This window comes from Streptomyces sp. cf386 (genome assembly GCF_900103585.1).
GTDB lineage: Bacteria > Actinomycetota > Actinomycetes > Streptomycetales > Streptomycetaceae > Streptomyces.
Window position 1 is genome coordinate 326,942 of the sequence record NZ_FNHV01000010.1, and the last position, 17,915, is coordinate 344,856.

Sequence of the window (17,915 nt, forward strand, 5' to 3'; positions counted from 1 at the left end):
TGCCGTGGCACCGGGCGCCCCTGTCGACGTACGTACGACGGCCGTTACCGCTCCGCCGCCACGTCCGCGGCCTGTGCCTTCAGCGCCCGCTCCACGCCCGCCCGGGACTCCGAGACGAGGCGACGCAGGGCCGCGTTCGGCTCTGCCGACGACAGCCACGCGTCCGTCTTGCGCAGCGTCTCCTCGGAGACCTGGATCGCCGGGTAGAGGCCGATCGCGATCTGCTGGGCGATCTCGTGGGAGCGGGAGTCCCAGATGTCCTTGACGACCTCGAAGAACTTGTCCGTGTAGGGGGCGAGGAGTTCGCGCTGGTCGGTCTGGACGAAGCCCGAGATCACCGCCTCCTGCACGGCGTTCGGGAGCTTGTCGGAGTCGATGACCGACGCCCAGGCCTCGGCCTTGGCCTCGGGGGTCGGGCGGGCGGCGCGGGCCGTGGCGGCGTGCCGCTCACCGGCCGCGGTCTTGTCCCGCTCGTACTCGCCCGCGATCTCCGTCTCGTCGAAGCGGCCCACCGCCGCCAGCCGCTGCACGAACGCCCAGCGCAGCTCCGTGTCCACGGCCAGCCCCTCGATCTCCTGGGAGCCGTCCAGCAGACCCTCCAGCAGATCCAGCTGCTCCGGCGTGCGGGCCGTCGCCGCGAACGCCCGCGCCCACGCCAGCTGGTGGTCGCTGCCCGCCTCCGCCGCGCGCAGGTGGGCCAGCGTGGCGTCCGTCCAGCGGGTCAGCAGGGCCTCGCGGGCGGCCGGGGCGGCGTACAGCTCGATCGCCAGCTTCGTCTGGCGCTGCAGCGACTGCACGACGCCGATGTCGGACTCCTTGCCGATGCCCGACAGGACCAGGGAGAGGTAGTCGCGGGTGGCGAGTTCGGCGTCGCGTGCCATGTCCCAGGAGGACGCCCAGGACAGGGCCCGGGGGAGCGAGGCCTCGAAGTCGCCGAGGTGCTCGGTCACGAAGGCCAGCGACTGCTCGTCCAGGCGGACCTTCGCGTACGACAGGTCGTCGTCGTTGAGGAGGATCACGTCCGGGCGGGGCTTGCCCGACAGCTGCGGTACGGCGGTCAGTTCGCCGTCCACGTCCAGCTCGACGCGCTCGGCGCGCAGCAGCTTGCCGGAGGCCGCGTCCAAGTTGTAGAGGCCCACCGCCACACGGTGCGGGCGCAGCGTCGGCTCGCCCTTCGCGCCGGCCGGCAGTGCCGGAGCCTCCTGGCGGATCGCGAAGGACGTGATCACACCGCCGGCGTCGGTCTTGATCTCGGGGCGCAGGATGTTGATGCCCGCGGTCTCCAGCCACTGCTTCGACCAGGTCTTCAGGTCACGGCCGGAGGTCTCCTCCAGGGCGCCCAGCAGGTCGGACAGGCGCGTGTTGCCGTACGCGTGCCGCTTGAAGTACGCCTGCACGCCCTGGAAGAACGCGTCCTGGCCGACGTACGCCACGAGCTGCTTGAGGACCGAGGCGCCCTTGGCGTAGGTGATGCCGTCGAAGTTGACGAGCACGTCGTCCAGGTCGCGGATCTCGGCCATGATCGGGTGCGTCGACGGCAGCTGGTCCTGGCGGTACGCCCAGGTCTTCATCTGGTTGGCGAAGGTGGTCCACGCCTGCGGCCAGCGCGACTCGGGGTGGTACGCCTGGCAGGCGATGGAGGTGTAGGTGGCGAACGACTCGTTCAGCCACAGGTCGTTCCACCACTCCATGGTGACCAGGTCGCCGAACCACATGTGGGCCAGCTCGTGCAGGATGGTCTCCGCGCGGCCCTCGTACGCCGCGCCCGTCACCTTGGACCGGAAGACGTACTGGTCGCGGATGGTCACCGCGCCCGCGTTCTCCATCGCGCCCGCGTTGAACTCCGGCACGAACAGCTGGTCGTACTTCTTGAACGGGTACGCGTAGTCGAACTTCTCCTGGAACCACTCGAAGCCCTGCCGGGTCACCTCGAAGATGGCGTCCGAGTCGAGGTACTCGGCGAGCGAGGGACGGCAGTAGACGCCGAGCGGGACGGACTGGCCGTCCTTCTCGTAGACGCTGTGCACGGAGTGGTACGGGCCGACGATGAGCGCCGTGATGTACGTCGAGATGCGCGGCGTCGGCTCGAAGGACCAGACGTTGTCCTTGGGCTCCGGGGTGGGCGAGTTGGAGATGACCGTCCAGCCCTCCGGGGCCTTCACGGTGAACTGGAAGGTCGCCTTCAGGTCGGGCTGCTCGAAGGACGCGAAGACACGGCGGGCGTCCGGCACCTCGAACTGGGTGTAGAGGTACGCCTGCTGGTCGACCGGGTCGACGAAGCGGTGCAGGCCCTCGCCCGTGTTGGTGTACGCGCAGTCGGCGACGACCCGCAGGACGTTGCGGCCCTCCAACAGTCCGGACAGCGCGATCCGGGAGTCCTTGAAGACCTCGTCCGCGTCGAGCGCGTCGCCGTTGAGGGTCACCTCGTGGACGGTCGGGGCCACGAGGTCGATGAAGGAGTCGGCGCCGTTCTCCGCGGCGTCGAAGCGCACCGTGGTCACGGACCGGTAGGTGCCGCCCTCCTGCGCGCCGGAGAGGTCGAGATCGATCTCGTACGAGTCAACGGTGAGCAGCTTCGCCCGCTGCTGCGCCTCTTCGCGAGTCAGGTTTGTGCCAGGCACGCGGTCATCTCCTCGATATGTGTGGGTTGCGCCATCCTTCCACGGGACCTGCGCGGGAGGCGACGTCCAAGGGCCCCCACGACACGGCCGTAGGGAAAGCCCTGTACCTGAACCGTCGGTCAGCACGCGAAAGGGGCGGGACACCTCTCCGGTGCCCCGCCCCCTATGTCGCTCGCCGTCGGTCGCGGTCGGTCGCGCGGGCGTCAGCCCTTCAGCTCGGCCGCCACCAGCTCCGCGATCTGCACCGCGTTCAGCGCGGCGCCCTTGCGGAGGTTGTCGTTGGAGAGGAAGAGGGCGAGGCCGTGCTCGACCGTCTCGTCCTGGCGGATGCGGCCGACGTACGACGGGTCCTGGCCGGCCGCCTGGAGCGGGGTCGGGACGTCGCTGAGAGCCACACCGGGGGCGCCGGCCAGCAGCTCCGTGGCGCGCTCCACGCTGATTGGGCGGGCGAAACGGGCGTTGACCTGGAGGGAGTGGCCGGAGAAGACCGGGACCCGCACACAGGTGCCGGAGACCTTCAGCTCGGGGATCTCCAGGATCTTGCGGGACTCGTGGCGGAGCTTCTGCTCCTCGTCGGTCTCGTTCAGGCCGTCGTCGACGATCGAACCGGCCAGCGGCAGGACGTTGTACGCGATGGGGGCCACGTACTTGTTCGGCGCCGGGAACTCCGCCGCCGAGCCGTCGTGGGTCAGCTTGGGCGCGTCGTCGCCGACCTTCTTGACCTGCTCGAACAGCTCGTCCACGCCGGCCAGACCGGAACCGGAGACGGCCTGGTAGGTGGCGACCACGAGGGCCTCGAGGCCCGCCTCGTCGTGCAGCGGCCGCAGCACCGGCATCGCGGCCATCGTCGTGCAGTTCGGGTTGGCGATGATGCCCTTGGGGCGGTCGGCGATCGCGTGCGGGTTGACCTCGGAGACGACCAGCGGGACCTCGGGGTCGCGGCGCCAGGCCGAGGAGTTGTCGATCACCACGGCGCCCTGGGCGGCGACCTTCGGCGCCAGGGCCTTCGACGTCGAGCCGCCCGCCGAGAACAGCACGATGTCCAGGCCGGAGTAGTCGGCCGTGGTCGCATCCTCCACCGTCACGCCGTCCAGGACCGTCCCCGCCGAGCGGGCCGAGGCGAACAGGCGCAGCTCGGTGACCGGGAAGTCGCGCTCCTTGAGGATCCTGCGCATGACCGTGCCGACCTGACCGGTGGCTCCGACGATTCCGACCCTCACGGCGACTCCTTCTAGGCGTTCTTGCATGTCTGCGGCCTTTCCATCATGCGGCCGACCCTGGTCCGCCTGTCCAATTCTTTGCGCTTCATACCCCCGGACCGGGACACCCCGACCGGCCAGACGGTTCCGGAACTCCCGTCCGCACCCGTGCTGAGCTGCATAAATTCGTCCCACAGGGCCCTCGTGCCGCAAGCTGTGCTGCACTCGCGCGGCGGTGTGACGTACACCTCGGAAAAACTCCCGACGCCCGGGGCGAACGTTTCCGCGCGCTGCGGCGTCGTAGAGGAAACGCGGTGAGGGGGTGGCTTGTGCTGCGCAGAAAGGCCCGCCGTGCCCAGGAGGTCGATCACACCGATCCCCTGGACGCGGCCCAGGAGCGTCGGGTGCGGGCGGTGCTCGCGCTCGGCGGGGTGCCGCAGGCGGACCTGCTGGACGGGGTACAGCAGGTCCGGCTGCGGTTGCTGGAGCGTGCCGCGAGCGGGCGTGAGGCGCCGCGGGACGTGTCGGCGTGGGCGGCGGTCGTCGCCTCCAACCTCGCCATGGACTGGCACCGGGCCAAGAAGCGCCAGGAGCGGCTCGGCGAACGGCTCGCCTCCCTGCGCCAGCCGGCCGTCCACCCTTCCGGCGAGGACACCAGCCTGCTGTCCCTCGCCGTGGCCCAGGGCCTGGACGACCTGCCCGACGCCCAGCGTCAGGTCCTCGTCCTGCGCTTCTTCGCCGATCTGTCGGTGCGCGGGATCGCCGAGGAGCTCGGCATCCCGGAGGGCACGGTCAAGAGCAGGCTGCACACGGCGGTACGGGCCCTGCGCGCCCGCCTGCACGAGGACGAGGTGGTGTGACATGACCGCCGAGAACCAGGGCCGCGGCGCCGACGCGCTGATGGCCGCGATCACCGGTGAACCGCTGTCCGACGAGGCCCGGGCGGACGCCGCCTTCATGGCCGAGCACGACTCCGCCGCGGCCGACGTGGCGCTGCTGCGCGAGCAGCTCGACATCATCGGGCAGGCGCTCGCCGAGCCACCGGCGCCCTCGCCCGCCCCCGTTCCCGTACGACAGCCCTCCCGCGCCCGGCGCCGGTTCTTTACCGTCGCCCTCGGCTCGCTCGCCGTGGCCGCCGCCGCGTCCGTGCTGGCGGGCATGGGCTGGCTGCTGACCCAGGCCGGGTCCGGCGCCGATTCCGACGCGGGGGCGAGCAAGGCGGACCAGGCCGTCCCCTCCATGCAGTCCGGCGACACCGACTTCGGCAGCCCGCACTACCTCGCCTGCTCCCGCGTGGTGGCCGAGGGGCGGGCCACCTCCGTCGAGCAGGTCCCCGGTGCGGCGTCCGTGCGCGTCACCCTGGACATGACCCGCTACTACAAGCCGGACAAGGGCGAGCGGGAGCTGACGTTCGTGGTCGACGAGGACCTCGTGCCAGGCCTGCGCAAGGGCGACCAGGTACTCATCGGCATCCCCCAGGGTGCCCGCCAACCCGACTTCTGGGCGGTCGGCGAGCAGGACATCGCCCCCGAGCGGGCCTTGATCACCGCCTCGCTGCCCGAGGCACGGGAGCGCACCTGCTGAGAGCGGTGAAACGACAAGGGCGGGCGCCCGTACGGACGCCCGCCCCCACTGCCGTACCACTGACTACGGCGTGACCTTCTCGATCTTCACGCTGCCCACGCCCGCGACCGTGCCGCGCGCGTTCAGCAGCTGGACCTGGCCGAAGAACTCGCGGCCCTCCGGAGCGGCCGCCTGAGCGGTGACGCTGCCGGTGACCGTGGCCGAGTCACCCGTGCCGAGCTTCACCGGCGCCTCGTCGACCGTGACGGTGCCGAGCGCGGCGGAGAAGAACACGTCCAGGTAGTCGTACGCCGTCGAGCCGGCCGGCACCGAGTAGCCGATGACGTCGATGGTGTACGTCCCGGCGGCCGGGTTGGCGACCGAGACCGACTCCTCCGAGTCACCGTCGGCGGAGCTGCCCACCTCGGTGCCGGCCGCGTCGTGGACGACCAGGTCGAGGTCGGCGGCCGCGTCGGAGACGTTGCCGATGGTGACGTCGAGCGACGTGGCGCCCTCGGGCACCTCGACCGTGGTGGTCTGCGTGGCGCCCTCGGCGATGGTCGGACGCGCCGTCTTCGAGGAGCCGAGCGGGCCGCCGGCCAGCTTGCCGTCGACGGCGGCGTAGTTGTTCGTCACCTTCCAGGAGGCGGCGGCCGGGGTGCCGACCTTGGCCTCGGGGATGGTCACGGTCTCCGGGTCGAAGGCCGCGCCGAGGACGGTGACGTCCAGCTTGTACGGGTTGTCGAGCAGCGGCGACGTACGGCGCGACTCGACCTCGATCTCCCAGACGCCGGGCTGCGGGTCGGCGTACGCACGCACGTCCGGCTTGCAGCCGTTGCCGGCGAGGTAGTTGTTGTAGCAGTACGGGGTGCCCGTGTTGTCCGACGGGACGCCGTACGGGTGGATGGCGATGAACCGGGTCTGGCTCTTGTCCTTCAGCCCGCCGATCGCGACCTCCAGCGACTTCGCGCCCTCGGGGACGGTCACGAAGTACGACTTGTTGCTGTTGCGCTGCACCGAACCGGACGTCGAGTAGCTGTACTTCAGCGGCTCCGACACCACGACCGTGTTGAGGATCTGCTTGTCGATGCCCTCGGTGCGCGGGTCGTCGACCTCCAGGATCGCGCTCTTGATGCCCGCCGAGCCCGGCTTGGCGGCGACCTTCACGGTGACCGGCTTGTTCAGGCCGAGGCTGATCTCGTCGGAGCCGACGATCCGGAAGGTGTCACCGGCGTTGTTCTCCAGGTGCAGCTCGTGCCGGATCGCCTTGTCCGCGCCGGACGTACGGGTGATGGTGATGTCGTACGTCTTCTTCTGCCCGGCCTTCAGGCCGCCCTCGCGGTCGTAGACGCCCGTGCCGAAGCCCGGCGTCTTCAGGAACTGGTCGATCGCGGTGTCGACCGGCGCCTTGACCGTGTACTCGTGGGCGGTGGCGCCGTCACGGATCGAGTCCCAGGCGTCCTCGATGTTGATGAGGCCGGCACCCTCCTCGTACGCCTGAACACCCTTGATGTGATCGGCGGTCGAGGTGAGAGCGGTGCGCAGCTTCGCGGGCGTCAGGTCGATGCCCTTCTGCTTGGCGGCGCTGAGCAGCAGCGCGGACGCGCCCGCCGCCTGCGGGGACGCCATCGAGGTGCCCTGGAGCATGCCGTAGCCGGCCGGCAGCGTGTAGCCCGACTCGGCGACCGGGGCGCCCGGCAGCCAGGTCTGGATGGTGTTGATCGCGGCGCCCGGCGCGGAGAGAGTCGGGGTGAAGCCGCCGTCCTCACGCGGGCCGCGCGAGGAGAACGGCATCATCGCGTACTTCTTCTCCACGACCGAGCCGTAGTTGGCGGCCCAGGTCTCCTTGGAGATGGTCGCGCCGACCGAGATGACCTTGGCGGCCAGTGCCGGGTCGCCGATGGTGTTGGCGCCGGGGCCGGAGTTGCCGGCCGAGATCACCAGCTGCACGCCGTAGGTGTCGATGAGCCGGGTGTACAGCTCGGCGCGCGCGTTGTTGCCGTCGTTCAGTGCCGGGAGGCCACCGATCGACATGTTCACGATGTCGACGCCGCGGTTGACGACGAGGTCGATCATGCCCTCGGTGAGCGCGACGTTGGTGCAGCCGCCGGTCCAGGTGCAGGCACGGGAGGAGACGAGCTTCGCGCCCGGCGCCTGGCCGTTCATCTCGCCGCCGAACAGGCCGTTGGCGGCGGTGATGCCGGCGACGTGCGAGCCGTGCTCGGACTCGATGACGCCGATGTTGACGAAGTCGCGCTTCTGGCCGACCCAGTCCCCGCCCAGCGGGTCCATCGGGACGTCCTTGCGGATCTGCACGACGAACGGCTGCCGCTCGGCGACGTCGGTGGCCGGGTTGTCGGTGCCGAAGTACCCGATCTGGTAGCCGTCCTTGTACGGCTTCATCGGGGTGTCGTCACCGAAGTCGTTGTTGTTGTTGAGGTCGACCCGGACCGTGCCGTTCGCGGCGTCGTACAGGACGCCCCAGGAGTCGGTCTTGTCGCCGTCGCGGTTGGCGTCGCCCGCCGCGTCGCCCCCCGTGGTGTACGACTCCAGGAAGGTGCTCACCTGGTACGAGCCCGCGGGCGCCGTCCAGGTCTTGCCGCTGTAGGTGAAGGTGGGCCCGGAGACGGAGGTCACCATCGGGCGCCAGGTGCGGTCGCTGTCGAGGAGAGGGTCGGTGGCGGTGACCCAGTCGACTATCTTCCGCTCGCCGGTGGTGGTCTTCTGCAGCGCCGGGTGGCCGAGGTCGACGCCGGAGTCGAGGATGCCGATGGTGATGCCGCGGCCGTCCGCCTTCGGGTGGTCCTCGACGAAGTCGACGGCGCCGGTCTCGAAGGACGGGTTGTACGGGTTCTCGGCCGGGGTGTTCTTGTCCGGGGCGGAGGCCGCGGTGGCGGCGGCCGTCGACTTCTTCGTGTCGACGGCGGGGTCGTCCAGGGGTATCTCCTCGCGCAGGTCGATGCCGTGCACCGAGGAGAGCTTCGTCGCCGCGGCGATGGCCTTGTCGGCCTTGCCGGTGGGGACGGTGGCCCGGACGTAGCCGAGCTTGTCGTAGGTACGGCCCACAGAGCCGACCGCGTCCAGCTGCTCGGCGACCTTCTCGGTCTGGCCGGGCGCGGTCGCGACCATCATCGTGACGTTCTTGTCGCCGTCGGCCTTGGCCTCGGCGAGCAGGTCGGCGTCGCTCGAACCGAGCTTGTCGTGCGCGGACTTGACGCTCGGGTCCGAAGCGGCGGGCGCGGTGTTCGCGGCCACGGCCATGGGTATCGGCCCGGCCGCGGAGAGCGCGGCGACCAGACCTGCGGCCACGGCTATGAGGGCCGCGCGTCTCGGGCCCGGCTTCGGATCGCGCTGGGGGGTGAGGGTCATCGGCATCCCTTGTAGGTAAAGGAGCAAGAGGCGTCCGGTATGCGACACCGGACGACCGCACAGCTTTATGCAAGGGAAGGATGTTTGGGAAGAGTTGACCGAATCGAAATGGACGGATGGGGAAAACCCCCTAGTGACTTTGGGGAGATGAAGTACATACGGGACACAACGCCTGGACGCTAATGTCCGTATGTGCGCAAGAAGCTGAGGGTGGCGGCCTACGCCATATGCGTTCGTGACGGACAGCTCCTCCTCGCCCGCTCCCCGGCGCCCGGCGGCGGTTTCGAGTGGGTGCTGCCGGGCGGCGGCATGGAGCACGGCGAGGATCCCTACGACACGGTCGTGCGGGAGGTCGACGAGGAGACCGGCTATACCGTCGAACCCACCGGACTGCTCGGGATCGACTCCTCCCACCGCACCTTCCCCGGCCGCTTCGGCCGGAGCGTCGACCATCACGGCGTACGGCTCGTCTACGAGGCCCGGATCGTGGGCGGCGAGCTGCGCTACGAGGCGAACGGCTCGACCGACATGGCGGCCTGGCACCCGATGGACGCGGTGCCGGAGCTGATCCGCGTCCCGATGGTCGACAAGGGGCTGTCGCTGTGGCGCGAGCGGCCGGCCGCGGGGCGGATCCAGGCCGCCGGGAATCAGCTCGGGAACCAGCCCGGCACATAGCCCGGCGATCAGCTCGGGAAGTAGCTTCACTACCCCGAAAGATGAACACGGAGTGACCGCGTCCCGGCCGTTCGAGGAGCGGCCGTGAACGCGGAAGGTGGGCGAAGATCCACGTACGGTGATCGGCGCTGCGCGTTGCCGTCATGTTCATGCGCAGGTCATTCCCGGTGCCAACGATCCACAGTGAGCGGGCCGTTCGCGTCAGCGATCGCCCGTGACCACTGCCGACGCAGTTCGCACTCGGGGAGATCGCGCCATGTCGCGCATACGCTCTGTCGCCAGCTCCGCGCTGGGGGTCCACCGCCGCACCCTGCTCGCCGCCACCGGGGCGGTGACCCTCTCCGCGGGCGTCGGCTACGCCCTGCGGCCCACCGACAGCCAGGCCGCCACGACCACCGAGACCGCGGGTACGGCGAGCACCGGCACGGGCAACGCCGCCGCCGAGGCCCCCGTCGGCGCCTCCCGCAGGCTGCCGGTCGCACTCGCGCCGTACACCCGGGGCACCACGCTCACGAGCGTCGCCGCCCCGCGCGGCACCTCCGGCTACCGTCGCCTCGGCGACGGCCCCGGCTGGAAGCGGGTCGTCCGCGAGAACCTGGCGTCGGCGAAGTCGGGGCGCGAGAACCGGCGTACGGCGCTCGCCGCCTTCGTCCAGCTCACCGACCTGCACCTGATCGACGCCCAGCACCCGCTGAGGCTGGAGTACCTCCGCTCGACCGACGTGCACGCCTGGCGGCCGCAGGAGGCGCTGACCGTGCCGGGCGCGGTGGCGCTCGTCGAGCGGCTCAACGCGCTGCGGGGCGGCCCCGTCACCGGTGCCCCGTTCCACTTCGCCATGACCACCGGCGACAACACGGACAACAACTGCAAGTCCGAGCTGGAGTGGTTCCTGACGGTGATGAGCGGCGGCCGGGTCACCCCGAACACCGGTGACCCGCGGCGCTACGAGGGCGTCCAGAACAGCGGCCTCAAGCTGTACTGGCAGGCCGACGACAGCATCCGCGACGCCGACAAGCAGCTCGGCTTCCCGCACATCGAGGGCTTCCTGGACGCCGCGATCCGTGAGCTGCGCAGCCCCGGGCTGAACATCCCGTGGTACTCGACGGTCGGCAACCACGACGCGATGCCGCTCGGCACCTACGCCTCGCACAGCGACTCCTACCTGACCGACCTCGCGGTGGGCGGCAAGAAGCTGATGAACGTCTCCGCCGCGGACGCCAAGAAGCTCCAGGACTCCCTCAAGCAGGACAAGGACCCGCGGGGCACCGTCTTCAAGGACTTCCTCAAGGCCCACGCCCGCTCGATGCGCTCGGTCACGCCGGACGAGAGCCGGGCGCCCTTCACGCCCAGGGAGTACGTCCAGGCGCACCTGAACCCGGCCGTCCAGGGCCACGGCCCGGTCGGCCACGGCTACTCGACGGCCAACCTGGAGGCGGGCACCCAGTACTACAGCTTCCGCATCGCCGAGGACGTCATCGGCATCAGCCTCGACACCACCGACCCGGGCGGCCACTACGAAGGGTCCATCGGGGCGGCCCAGTTCAAGTGGCTGGACCGGACGCTGCGGGAGAACAAGGACTCGTACGCCATCATCTTCAGCCACCACACCAGCGAGACGATGGACAACCTCCGCCGCGACCCGGCCCGCCCCAGCGAGCGGCGCGTCGGCGGCGCCGAGCTGCTCTCGCTGCTGGGCAGTCACCGAGGCGTCCTCGCCTGGGTGAACGGCCACATCCACAAGAACGTCATCACGCCGCACCCCGGCGCGGACGGCCGCTCCTTCTGGGAGATCTCCACCGCCTCCCACGTCGACTTCCCCCAACTCGCCCGGATCATCGAGGTGGTGGACAACAAGGACGGCACGATCTCCCTGTTCACCACCCTGATCGAGTCCTCGGCCCCGCACCGCACCAGCTTCACGGACCTCTCCCAGACGGGCCTGGCCGCCCTCTACCGCGAGCTGTCCTTCAACGCGCCCGGCGCCCGCTCGACGCTGGCGGGCGAACGGAAGGACCGGAACACGGAGTTGGTGCTGAAGAAGGGCTGACAGGGGCGCGGGTGCCGGGATGGTCAGCTCTCCGCGGGCCCGGCCTCCCGGCCGTGGATGTGCTGGGACCCGTGCTGCACGGCGAACACGGTCGCGGAGTCCCGGGCCGTGTTCGTCTGCCGCAGGGCGTGCGCCCGGCGGCCCTCCGCCAGGGTGCCGTCGGCGGCGTCGAAGGCGTCGACCAGGCGGACGAGCGGGTCCCGGCAGGACGGGTCCTCGCGCAGCAGCGCCGCCAGCTCCTGGGTCCAGTAGCCGAACAGGGCCCGCCGTACGTCGTCCGGGCTCGGGGAGTCCCGTACCAGTTCGGCGTTGCCGTCGAGCTGGGCCTCCAGCGCGGCCCGGCGGCCACGGCGGAACAGCCCGGTGATCGCGCCCCTCGTCTCCAGCCAGGCGTCCGTGGCCATCGCCGTGACGAGCGCGGCGGCGCCCGCCTGCGCGAGGACGGTCAGTTCGTCGTTCACAGGGGCTCCCTCACGATCTCGCACGATCCCGCACGGTGCTTCACGGTCCTTTGACGACGCGGATGTTCATGTCGCCGTTCTGCGTGGCGTAGACGACACCGTTCCCCGAAGCCCTGCCGACCTGCTTCGAGTTGCCGCTCGGCGACCGGTCACGCTTCTTGGTGTCCGGCTTGCCGGCGGGCGCCTCCGGCCCCGGCGCCGGCGTCCACCCGGGGGTGTGGAGCCAGGCGTCGGCGGTGAGTTCCTTCAAGGTGAAGCCGACCCGGTGGAAGGCGGCCGGATCGATGCCCTCGTAGCCGTGCCGCACCGTCTCGTCGTAGAAGTGCTGCGACATCAGCAGCGAGACCGGCACCGTCCGAGGCGCCCCGGCCAGGGCCTTGCGCGCGGGAGGGGCGTCGAGCAGCCGGGCCAGGGTCTCCAGCGGGACTCCGGCGACCTCGCCGGTCGGCGTGAGGCAGACCTCTCCGGCGTGCAGGGCGACCCGGACCCGGATCCGGGTGGCCGGGCCCTCGGTACGGGAGTTGTGGTCGCGCAGCAGGTCGGCCAGCTCGTGGACGAGCGGGTGGACCAGGCTCGCCTTCCGCGTCCCGGCCGGCGCGGTCACGCGCAGACCGTCGCCCAGGTCCTCCCGGACGCAGGCGTCCCAGTCGATGCCGCTGTGCGCCAACGCCGTACGGAGCACGGTCCGGAGCGTCTCACGGTTGCGCACCAGCGCCACGTTTCCCCGCCCGGACGACTTCTCGATGTCCACGGCCAGGACGGCCCGGTACTCCCACTGTGCTTCCATACGGCCCTTCTTCGACTCGGCGGCGGAGGCGGTGCGGCGCGGAGCACGGGTGTGCGGGCTCCGCGCCGCCGCTCCCCTCCTCCACTGTGCCCCCGGTGCGCTGACGACAACTCGTAGGAATACAGGGTTCGGTGGGAGAGCGCGTGCAATCGGTGTGAGTGTGCCGACGTGACCGGGGCCCCGGGGCGACACTGGGTCCGGGTGAAGTGAGGGACCCGGGGGAGAGGTGGGGTCATGGACGGCGGACGGCGCGGTCGCGCGGAGAACGGGCGGCCGGACGGGGAGCGGGACTGGCCTCTGTCGAGCCTGCTCGGCCGCCTCGGTCCGGCCGACCGCGACCATCTGCTCACGCTGGGCACGCGGGTGCCGTATCCGGCCGACCAGGTGCTCATGTGGGAGGCCGAGCGGACGGACCACGTACTGATCCTGCTCCACGGCCTGGTCAAGGTCACCGGTCACGCCGACGACGACCGCGAGGCCCTGCTGGCCGTACGCATGCGCGGCGACCTGCTGGGCGAACTCGCCGCACTGGACGGGCAGCCACGCTCGGCCACGGTGACCACCTGCGGGCCCGTCGTCACCCAGACCGTGACCCGGGCGGACTTCCTCGCCTGTCTGCGGGACCGGCCCCGGATCGCGCACGCCGTCAACCAGTCCGTCGTGGCCAAGCTGCGGGCCGCCAACACTCACCGCGTCAACTTCATCGGCTGCGACGCCGCGACCCGGCTGGCCCGGGTGCTGCACCATCTCGCGATGACGTACGGCGAACGGGACGGCGACGACAGCGCGGTGATCCGCTGGCCGATCACGCAGCCCGAACTCGCGACCCTGGCGGGTGCGTCCGAGCCCAGCGTGCAGAAGGCGCTGCGCAGGCTGCGGGAGGAGGGAGTCGTCGCCACGGGGTACCGCTCCGTCCGGGTCGAGGGCCTGGCTCGGCTGAGGTCGATCGCGTACCCCGATCCGTGACTCCCTTGCCCACGAACTCCCTTGTGGTGAAAACCGTATTTTGATGGTGGAGCCGTGTGAGCCCGTGGCTAGCGTGACGCCTGCACCAAGGGAGCGATCACGACAACGGGGTAGCCATGGCGAGCATCGACGAAGACGACAACGACCAAACCGGCAGTCAGCAGACGGGGCAGACGGGGCAGACGGGCAATCGGATCACCATCGGTGGGGACGCCACCGCCCCGGTGATCGCCGGGAACCACATCGCGTACATCGGCGCGCAGCACGGCTCCACGGTGAACGTGCTGGTGGAGGGCGAGCGGCCGCAGCCGAGGCGCCGCGAACGGGTCGAGCTGCCCCCGCGGCGGCAGAGCGCCCCGCTCGGCCGGGCCGCCGACCTGGCGTCGCTGGACGCCGCGCTCCGGGGCGGCGACACGGTGCAGCTGTGGGGATCACCCGGCGTCGGCAAGAGCGCGCTGCTGCGGCACGCGGCCCGCACGCTCGGTGCGGGACCCCACGGGAAGCTGTTCCTCGACGCCGCCCGGCGCGAGCCCGAGGACCTGGCCCAGGACATCTTCGAGGCCTGCCACGAGACCCATGGCTACGCCCCGTCCCCCACCGAACTGCGCCGCCTCATGGCGGGCATGGAGGTGACGGTGTACGTCGACAACGCCGACTACACCGCGGAACAACTGCGCATGGTCATGGACGCCGCCCCGGACGCGACCTTCGTCTTCGCCGCGCGGGAGAGTTCGCTGCTGGGCTCCGACGGCAGGGCGCAGCGGCTCCAGGGCATCGACCGGGACGCCGCGACGGAGTTGCTCGCCCGGGAACTGGGCCGTCCCGTCGCCGAGGCGGGCGAACAGGAGACGGCCGCCGCGTTGTGGGAGACCGCGTCCGGCACGCCGCTGTTGCTGCTGCGCGCGGCGGCCGTGGCCCGGCTGGACCCGTCGGGCGAGGCCGTACTGCCCAAGCCCGGCGCGGTACGGGACCTGCTGCCCCCGCTGTTCGACCGGCTCGACGGCCCCTCGCTGCGCGCCCTGCACCTCCTGGCGACCCTCGGCGACGCCGAGCTCGCGCCGGTGCACATCGGCGAGTTGAGCGAGACCTCGGATCCGGCGGTGCTGTGCGAGGGACTGGCGAGGCTGGGCCTGGCCCAGGAGACGGAGCTGGGCTATCGCGTGGCCACGGACGTCGTTCCGGCGCTGCGGCAACGTGAGGGCCTGGTGCCGTACTCGCTGGAGCGGCTGTGCACTTACTTCGCGGAGTGGGCGGCACGGTCGACGACTCCGGCGGTCCAAGTCGCCGATCACGCCCGTGCGTTGGAGGTGGTGGCGGAACTCGCCGAGGGTTCCGGGCGGGCCGACCTGGCGGTCCAGGTCGTCCGGGCCGCCTCCCCCGCCCTCGCCCGCTCCCTGCGCTTCGGTGTCTGGGGGCGTCTGCTCGACCAGGGACTGCCGGCCGCGCAGCGGGCGGGGGACCGCCAGGCCGAGGCGTACTTCACGCATGAGCGGGGCATCCGGAACATCCTGACCGGCAACCGGGTGCTTGCGGGGGTGCTGTTGGTGCAGGCGGGGGTCCTGTGGCGGCAGTTGGGTGATACGCAGGGGGCGGAGGCGGCGTCGGTGGCCCAGCAGTATGTTCCGGAGCAGGCGCTGTCGCCTTCTGGAGGGGGGCCGGGGGCGTCGGCGCAGGGCGATGTGGGTGGGTCGGCGGATGTGAGCAGCTCGCCGCCGGGGGGTGATTCGACGCCTGGGTTGGATGGGAGCTCTTCGGGGGGCGACCCGACGTCGGTACAGGATGTGGGTTCTTCCGGGGTCGACCCGACGCCTGTGCAGGACGTGAGCGGGTCTCTTGTGCCTGATCCGGGGCCCGTGCCGGACGTGAACTCCGCGGTGCCGGACCTGACGCCGGTACAGAGCGTGACCCCGCCGGGAACCGGCATGCCTGTCGATACCGGAACGGCCGCGTCCCATGCGGTGGGAGCACCGCCGCCCGGCCTGATGGAAGGCGGCAGCGTTGTCGCCTCCTCCGGAGGGGGAGCGGCGGCTGGAACCGGAGTCGCCGCGGCCCTCAAGGTGGCCGCGGTGATCGCCGCCATCGCCATCGGAGCCGTCGCCATCGAGCAGAACCAGAACTCGTCGGACCCTGCCACGGACACTCCGGCCGTCGCCGCCACCGCGCCGGATCTGGGTCTCGACCACACCCCGGATCCCGTGGACCCGGCCCCCGTCGAGTCGGAACCGACCGGCCTGGCGGGAGTGTGGGAGAGCAGCGAAGGCGGAGGGATCGAATTCGTCGAAGCGGGACCCGGAAGCTACACAGCGACCACGCAGGACATCTGCGGAAACACGATCACCGCGGAATTCACCGGCAGCGGCGACACCTATAGCACCACGGCGCCGGCGTACGACATGTCCAGTGGCTCATGCGGAGCTGTTCTTGGCGAGGTCCGTACGACGATCACCATCGGCCCGGACGGCGACACCGCCGAGGTCACCCGCGAGATGGCCTCCGCCATCGACGACACGGTGACGTGCTACACCTGCACGCCGTTCACCCTGACCCGCGTGTCATAGCCGAACGTTCCCTTCACCCGTCCCCACCCGAGGAGCCCCACCCATGACCCACAAGCCCCCCAGCCACAACGAGATCCACATTGGCGGCAACGCCTCCGGCCCCGTCGTGGCCGGCGACAACATCCGCGTCAAGGTGACCCAGCCCGCCGAGACGACCCGGACGGACCAGACCAACACGGCCAAGGATGACGGCACCGTCTACGCCGCCGCCAACGGCGACATCCACATCCACCACGACGAGGCGGGCGACGAGGAAGAGGACTGACGGCGCCGACTCCGCTCCTCCTCGGTACGACCTGGCTGAAACAGGGTCAACCACCGCACAGGGCATCAACCTCCGCACCCGCACCCCGGGTCTCTCCCCCCGACCCCGCTCGACGTGAGCGGGCGGAAGGGGGAGAGACATGAGCGTACGTACGGCCCGCACGGCCCTGGTGGCGGCGACGGCGGTGGCGTTGTCCGTCGCCCTCGCGGCTCCCGCGCTGGCGGCGGCGCCCGCCGGAACCGACCACACGGCGACGCGCAAGGCCATCGCGGCCGCCGTCGAGGACGGGGTCCCCGGCGTGACGGTGACCGCGAAGGACGGGCGCGGCGGGTGGTCGGCGACGGCGGGCGTCGGCAACCTCAAGACCGGGAAGCCGCGTTCGGCGGACGACCGCTACCGGGTCGGCAGCATCACCAAGACGTTCGTCGCCACGGTGCTGCTCCAACTGGAGGCGGAGGGCAGGTTGTCGCTGGACGACACGGTGGAGAAGTGGCTGCCGGGGGTGGTGCGGGGCAACGGCCACGACGGCGGCCGCATCACCGTCCGCCAGCTCCTCAACCACACCAGCGGCATCTTCAACTTCACCGCGGACGACGACTTCGGCCGGACGTACTTCCTGAAGGACGGCTTCTTTGAGCACCGCTTCGACACGCGGTCTCCCGAGGAGCTGGTGGATATCGCCATGGGGCACCAGCCGGACTTCGCCCCGGGCACGTCCTGGAACTACTCGAACACCAACTACACCCTGGCCGCGATGGTCATCGAAAGCGTCTCGGGCAACCCGTACGCGGACGAGATCCGCCACCGGATCGTCGAGCCCCTGCACCTGCGCGCCACGCTCGTCCCCGGCACCTACCCGAAGCTCCCGAAACCGAGCAGCCGCGCCTACGGCAAGCTCGCCGAGACGACCACCGGGCCGACGTACGACGTCACGGAGCTCAACCCCTCCCTGGCCGCCGGTGCGGGCGACATGATCGCCGACTCCGCCGATCTGAACCGCTTCTACTCGGCCCTGCTGAAGGGCAGGCTCCTCCCCGCGAAGCAGCTCTCCGAGATGAAGTCCACGATCAAGGTCGACGCCATCCCGAACGCGGGTTACGGCCTCGGCCTGATCGAACGCAAGCTGAGCTGCGGCGTCACGGTCTGGGGCCATGGCGGCGGTATCCACGGCTCGACGTCGGAGGCGGTGACGACGGCGGACGGCCGCCACTCCCTCGCCTTCAACTTCAACGGGGACTGGACGGGGGACACCGATGCCGTGATCGAGGCGGAGTTCTGCGGCAAGGCGCCGGCGACGGCCGGTGACCGAGCGGGCTCGGGCAAGGCGCACGGGGTTGGTTCGGGCGACGTGATGTCCGTACCGCGTCTTCGCGGCTGATCGGCTGACCCGGCGTCGAGGGTGCC

The 17,915-nt window shown here is 70.8% G+C and carries 13 protein-coding genes; 8 read left to right on the plus strand and 5 right to left on the minus strand.

The window, feature by feature from the left end:
* Positions 1-44: 44 nt before the first annotated feature.
* Positions 45-2,621 carry an aminopeptidase N gene (gene pepN, locus BLU79_RS26560; protein WP_093908405.1) on the minus strand — a complete coding sequence of 859 codons (2,577 nt, stop codon included), beginning with the start codon at positions 2,619-2,621 and terminating at the stop codon, positions 45-47.
* A gap of 203 nt (positions 2,622-2,824) precedes the next feature.
* The gene (locus BLU79_RS26565; RefSeq protein ID WP_093908406.1) at positions 2,825-3,841 is read right to left on the minus strand and encodes an aspartate-semialdehyde dehydrogenase; all 1,017 of its coding nucleotides are present in this window, start codon (positions 3,839-3,841) and stop codon (positions 2,825-2,827) included.
* Between the two features lie 308 nt (positions 3,842-4,149).
* On the opposite strand from BLU79_RS26565, the gene BLU79_RS26570 reads away from it, so the two are divergent.
* Both BLU79_RS26570 and BLU79_RS26575 read left to right on the plus strand, forming a co-directional pair.
* Positions 4,150-4,680, plus strand: coding sequence for a sigma-70 family RNA polymerase sigma factor (locus tag BLU79_RS26570; RefSeq protein ID WP_093908407.1), 531 nt, complete (start codon positions 4,150-4,152; stop codon positions 4,678-4,680).
* A 1-nt stretch (position 4,681) separates the two neighbouring features.
* Positions 4,682-5,404: a hypothetical protein gene (locus BLU79_RS26575; RefSeq protein ID WP_093908408.1), complete on the plus strand. Its 723-nt coding sequence runs from the start codon at positions 4,682-4,684 to the stop codon at positions 5,402-5,404.
* A 63-nt stretch (positions 5,405-5,467) separates the two neighbouring features.
* Here BLU79_RS26575 and BLU79_RS26580 read toward each other — a convergent pair whose 3' ends face one another.
* Positions 5,468-8,752, minus strand: coding sequence for a S8 family serine peptidase (locus tag BLU79_RS26580; protein ID WP_093908409.1), 3,285 nt, complete (start codon positions 8,750-8,752; stop codon positions 5,468-5,470).
* Between the two features lie 192 nt (positions 8,753-8,944).
* Here BLU79_RS26580 and BLU79_RS26585 point away from each other — a divergent pair, with 192 nt between their 5' ends.
* Complete coding sequence (locus tag BLU79_RS26585) at positions 8,945-9,427, plus strand: NUDIX hydrolase (protein WP_093908410.1); 483 nt, start codon at positions 8,945-8,947, stop codon at positions 9,425-9,427.
* A 256-nt stretch (positions 9,428-9,683) separates the two neighbouring features.
* Positions 9,684-11,474, plus strand: coding sequence for a TIGR03767 family metallophosphoesterase (locus tag BLU79_RS26590; protein ID WP_093908411.1), 1,791 nt, complete (start codon positions 9,684-9,686; stop codon positions 11,472-11,474).
* A 23-nt stretch (positions 11,475-11,497) separates the two neighbouring features.
* On the opposite strand, the gene BLU79_RS26595 is transcribed toward BLU79_RS26590, so the two are convergent.
* Both BLU79_RS26595 and BLU79_RS26600 read right to left on the minus strand, forming a co-directional pair.
* Positions 11,498-11,935, minus strand: a complete 438-nt coding sequence (locus tag BLU79_RS26595; protein ID WP_093908412.1) for a hypothetical protein — start codon at positions 11,933-11,935, stop codon at positions 11,498-11,500.
* Positions 11,936-11,975: 40 nt separating this feature from the next.
* Positions 11,976-12,722, minus strand: a complete 747-nt coding sequence (locus BLU79_RS26600; protein WP_093908413.1) for a hypothetical protein — start codon at positions 12,720-12,722, stop codon at positions 11,976-11,978.
* Between the two features lie 234 nt (positions 12,723-12,956).
* On the opposite strand from BLU79_RS26600, the gene BLU79_RS26605 reads away from it, so the two are divergent.
* The 4 genes from BLU79_RS26605 (at position 12,957) to BLU79_RS26620 (ending at position 17,889) form a co-directional block, all read left to right on the plus strand.
* Positions 12,957-13,688, plus strand: a complete 732-nt coding sequence (locus BLU79_RS26605) for a Crp/Fnr family transcriptional regulator (RefSeq protein WP_093908414.1) — start codon at positions 12,957-12,959, stop codon at positions 13,686-13,688.
* A 116-nt stretch (positions 13,689-13,804) separates the two neighbouring features.
* Positions 13,805-16,246, plus strand: a complete 2,442-nt coding sequence (locus tag BLU79_RS26610) for a hypothetical protein (RefSeq protein ID WP_093908415.1) — start codon at positions 13,805-13,807, stop codon at positions 16,244-16,246.
* A 43-nt stretch (positions 16,247-16,289) separates the two neighbouring features.
* Complete coding sequence (locus BLU79_RS26615; RefSeq protein WP_093908416.1) at positions 16,290-16,511, plus strand: hypothetical protein; 222 nt, start codon at positions 16,290-16,292, stop codon at positions 16,509-16,511.
* 139 nt (positions 16,512-16,650) lie between these two features.
* Positions 16,651-17,889, plus strand: a complete 1,239-nt coding sequence (locus tag BLU79_RS26620) for a serine hydrolase domain-containing protein (RefSeq protein ID WP_177001181.1) — start codon at positions 16,651-16,653, stop codon at positions 17,887-17,889.
* The last annotated feature ends 26 nt before the right edge of the window (positions 17,890-17,915 follow it).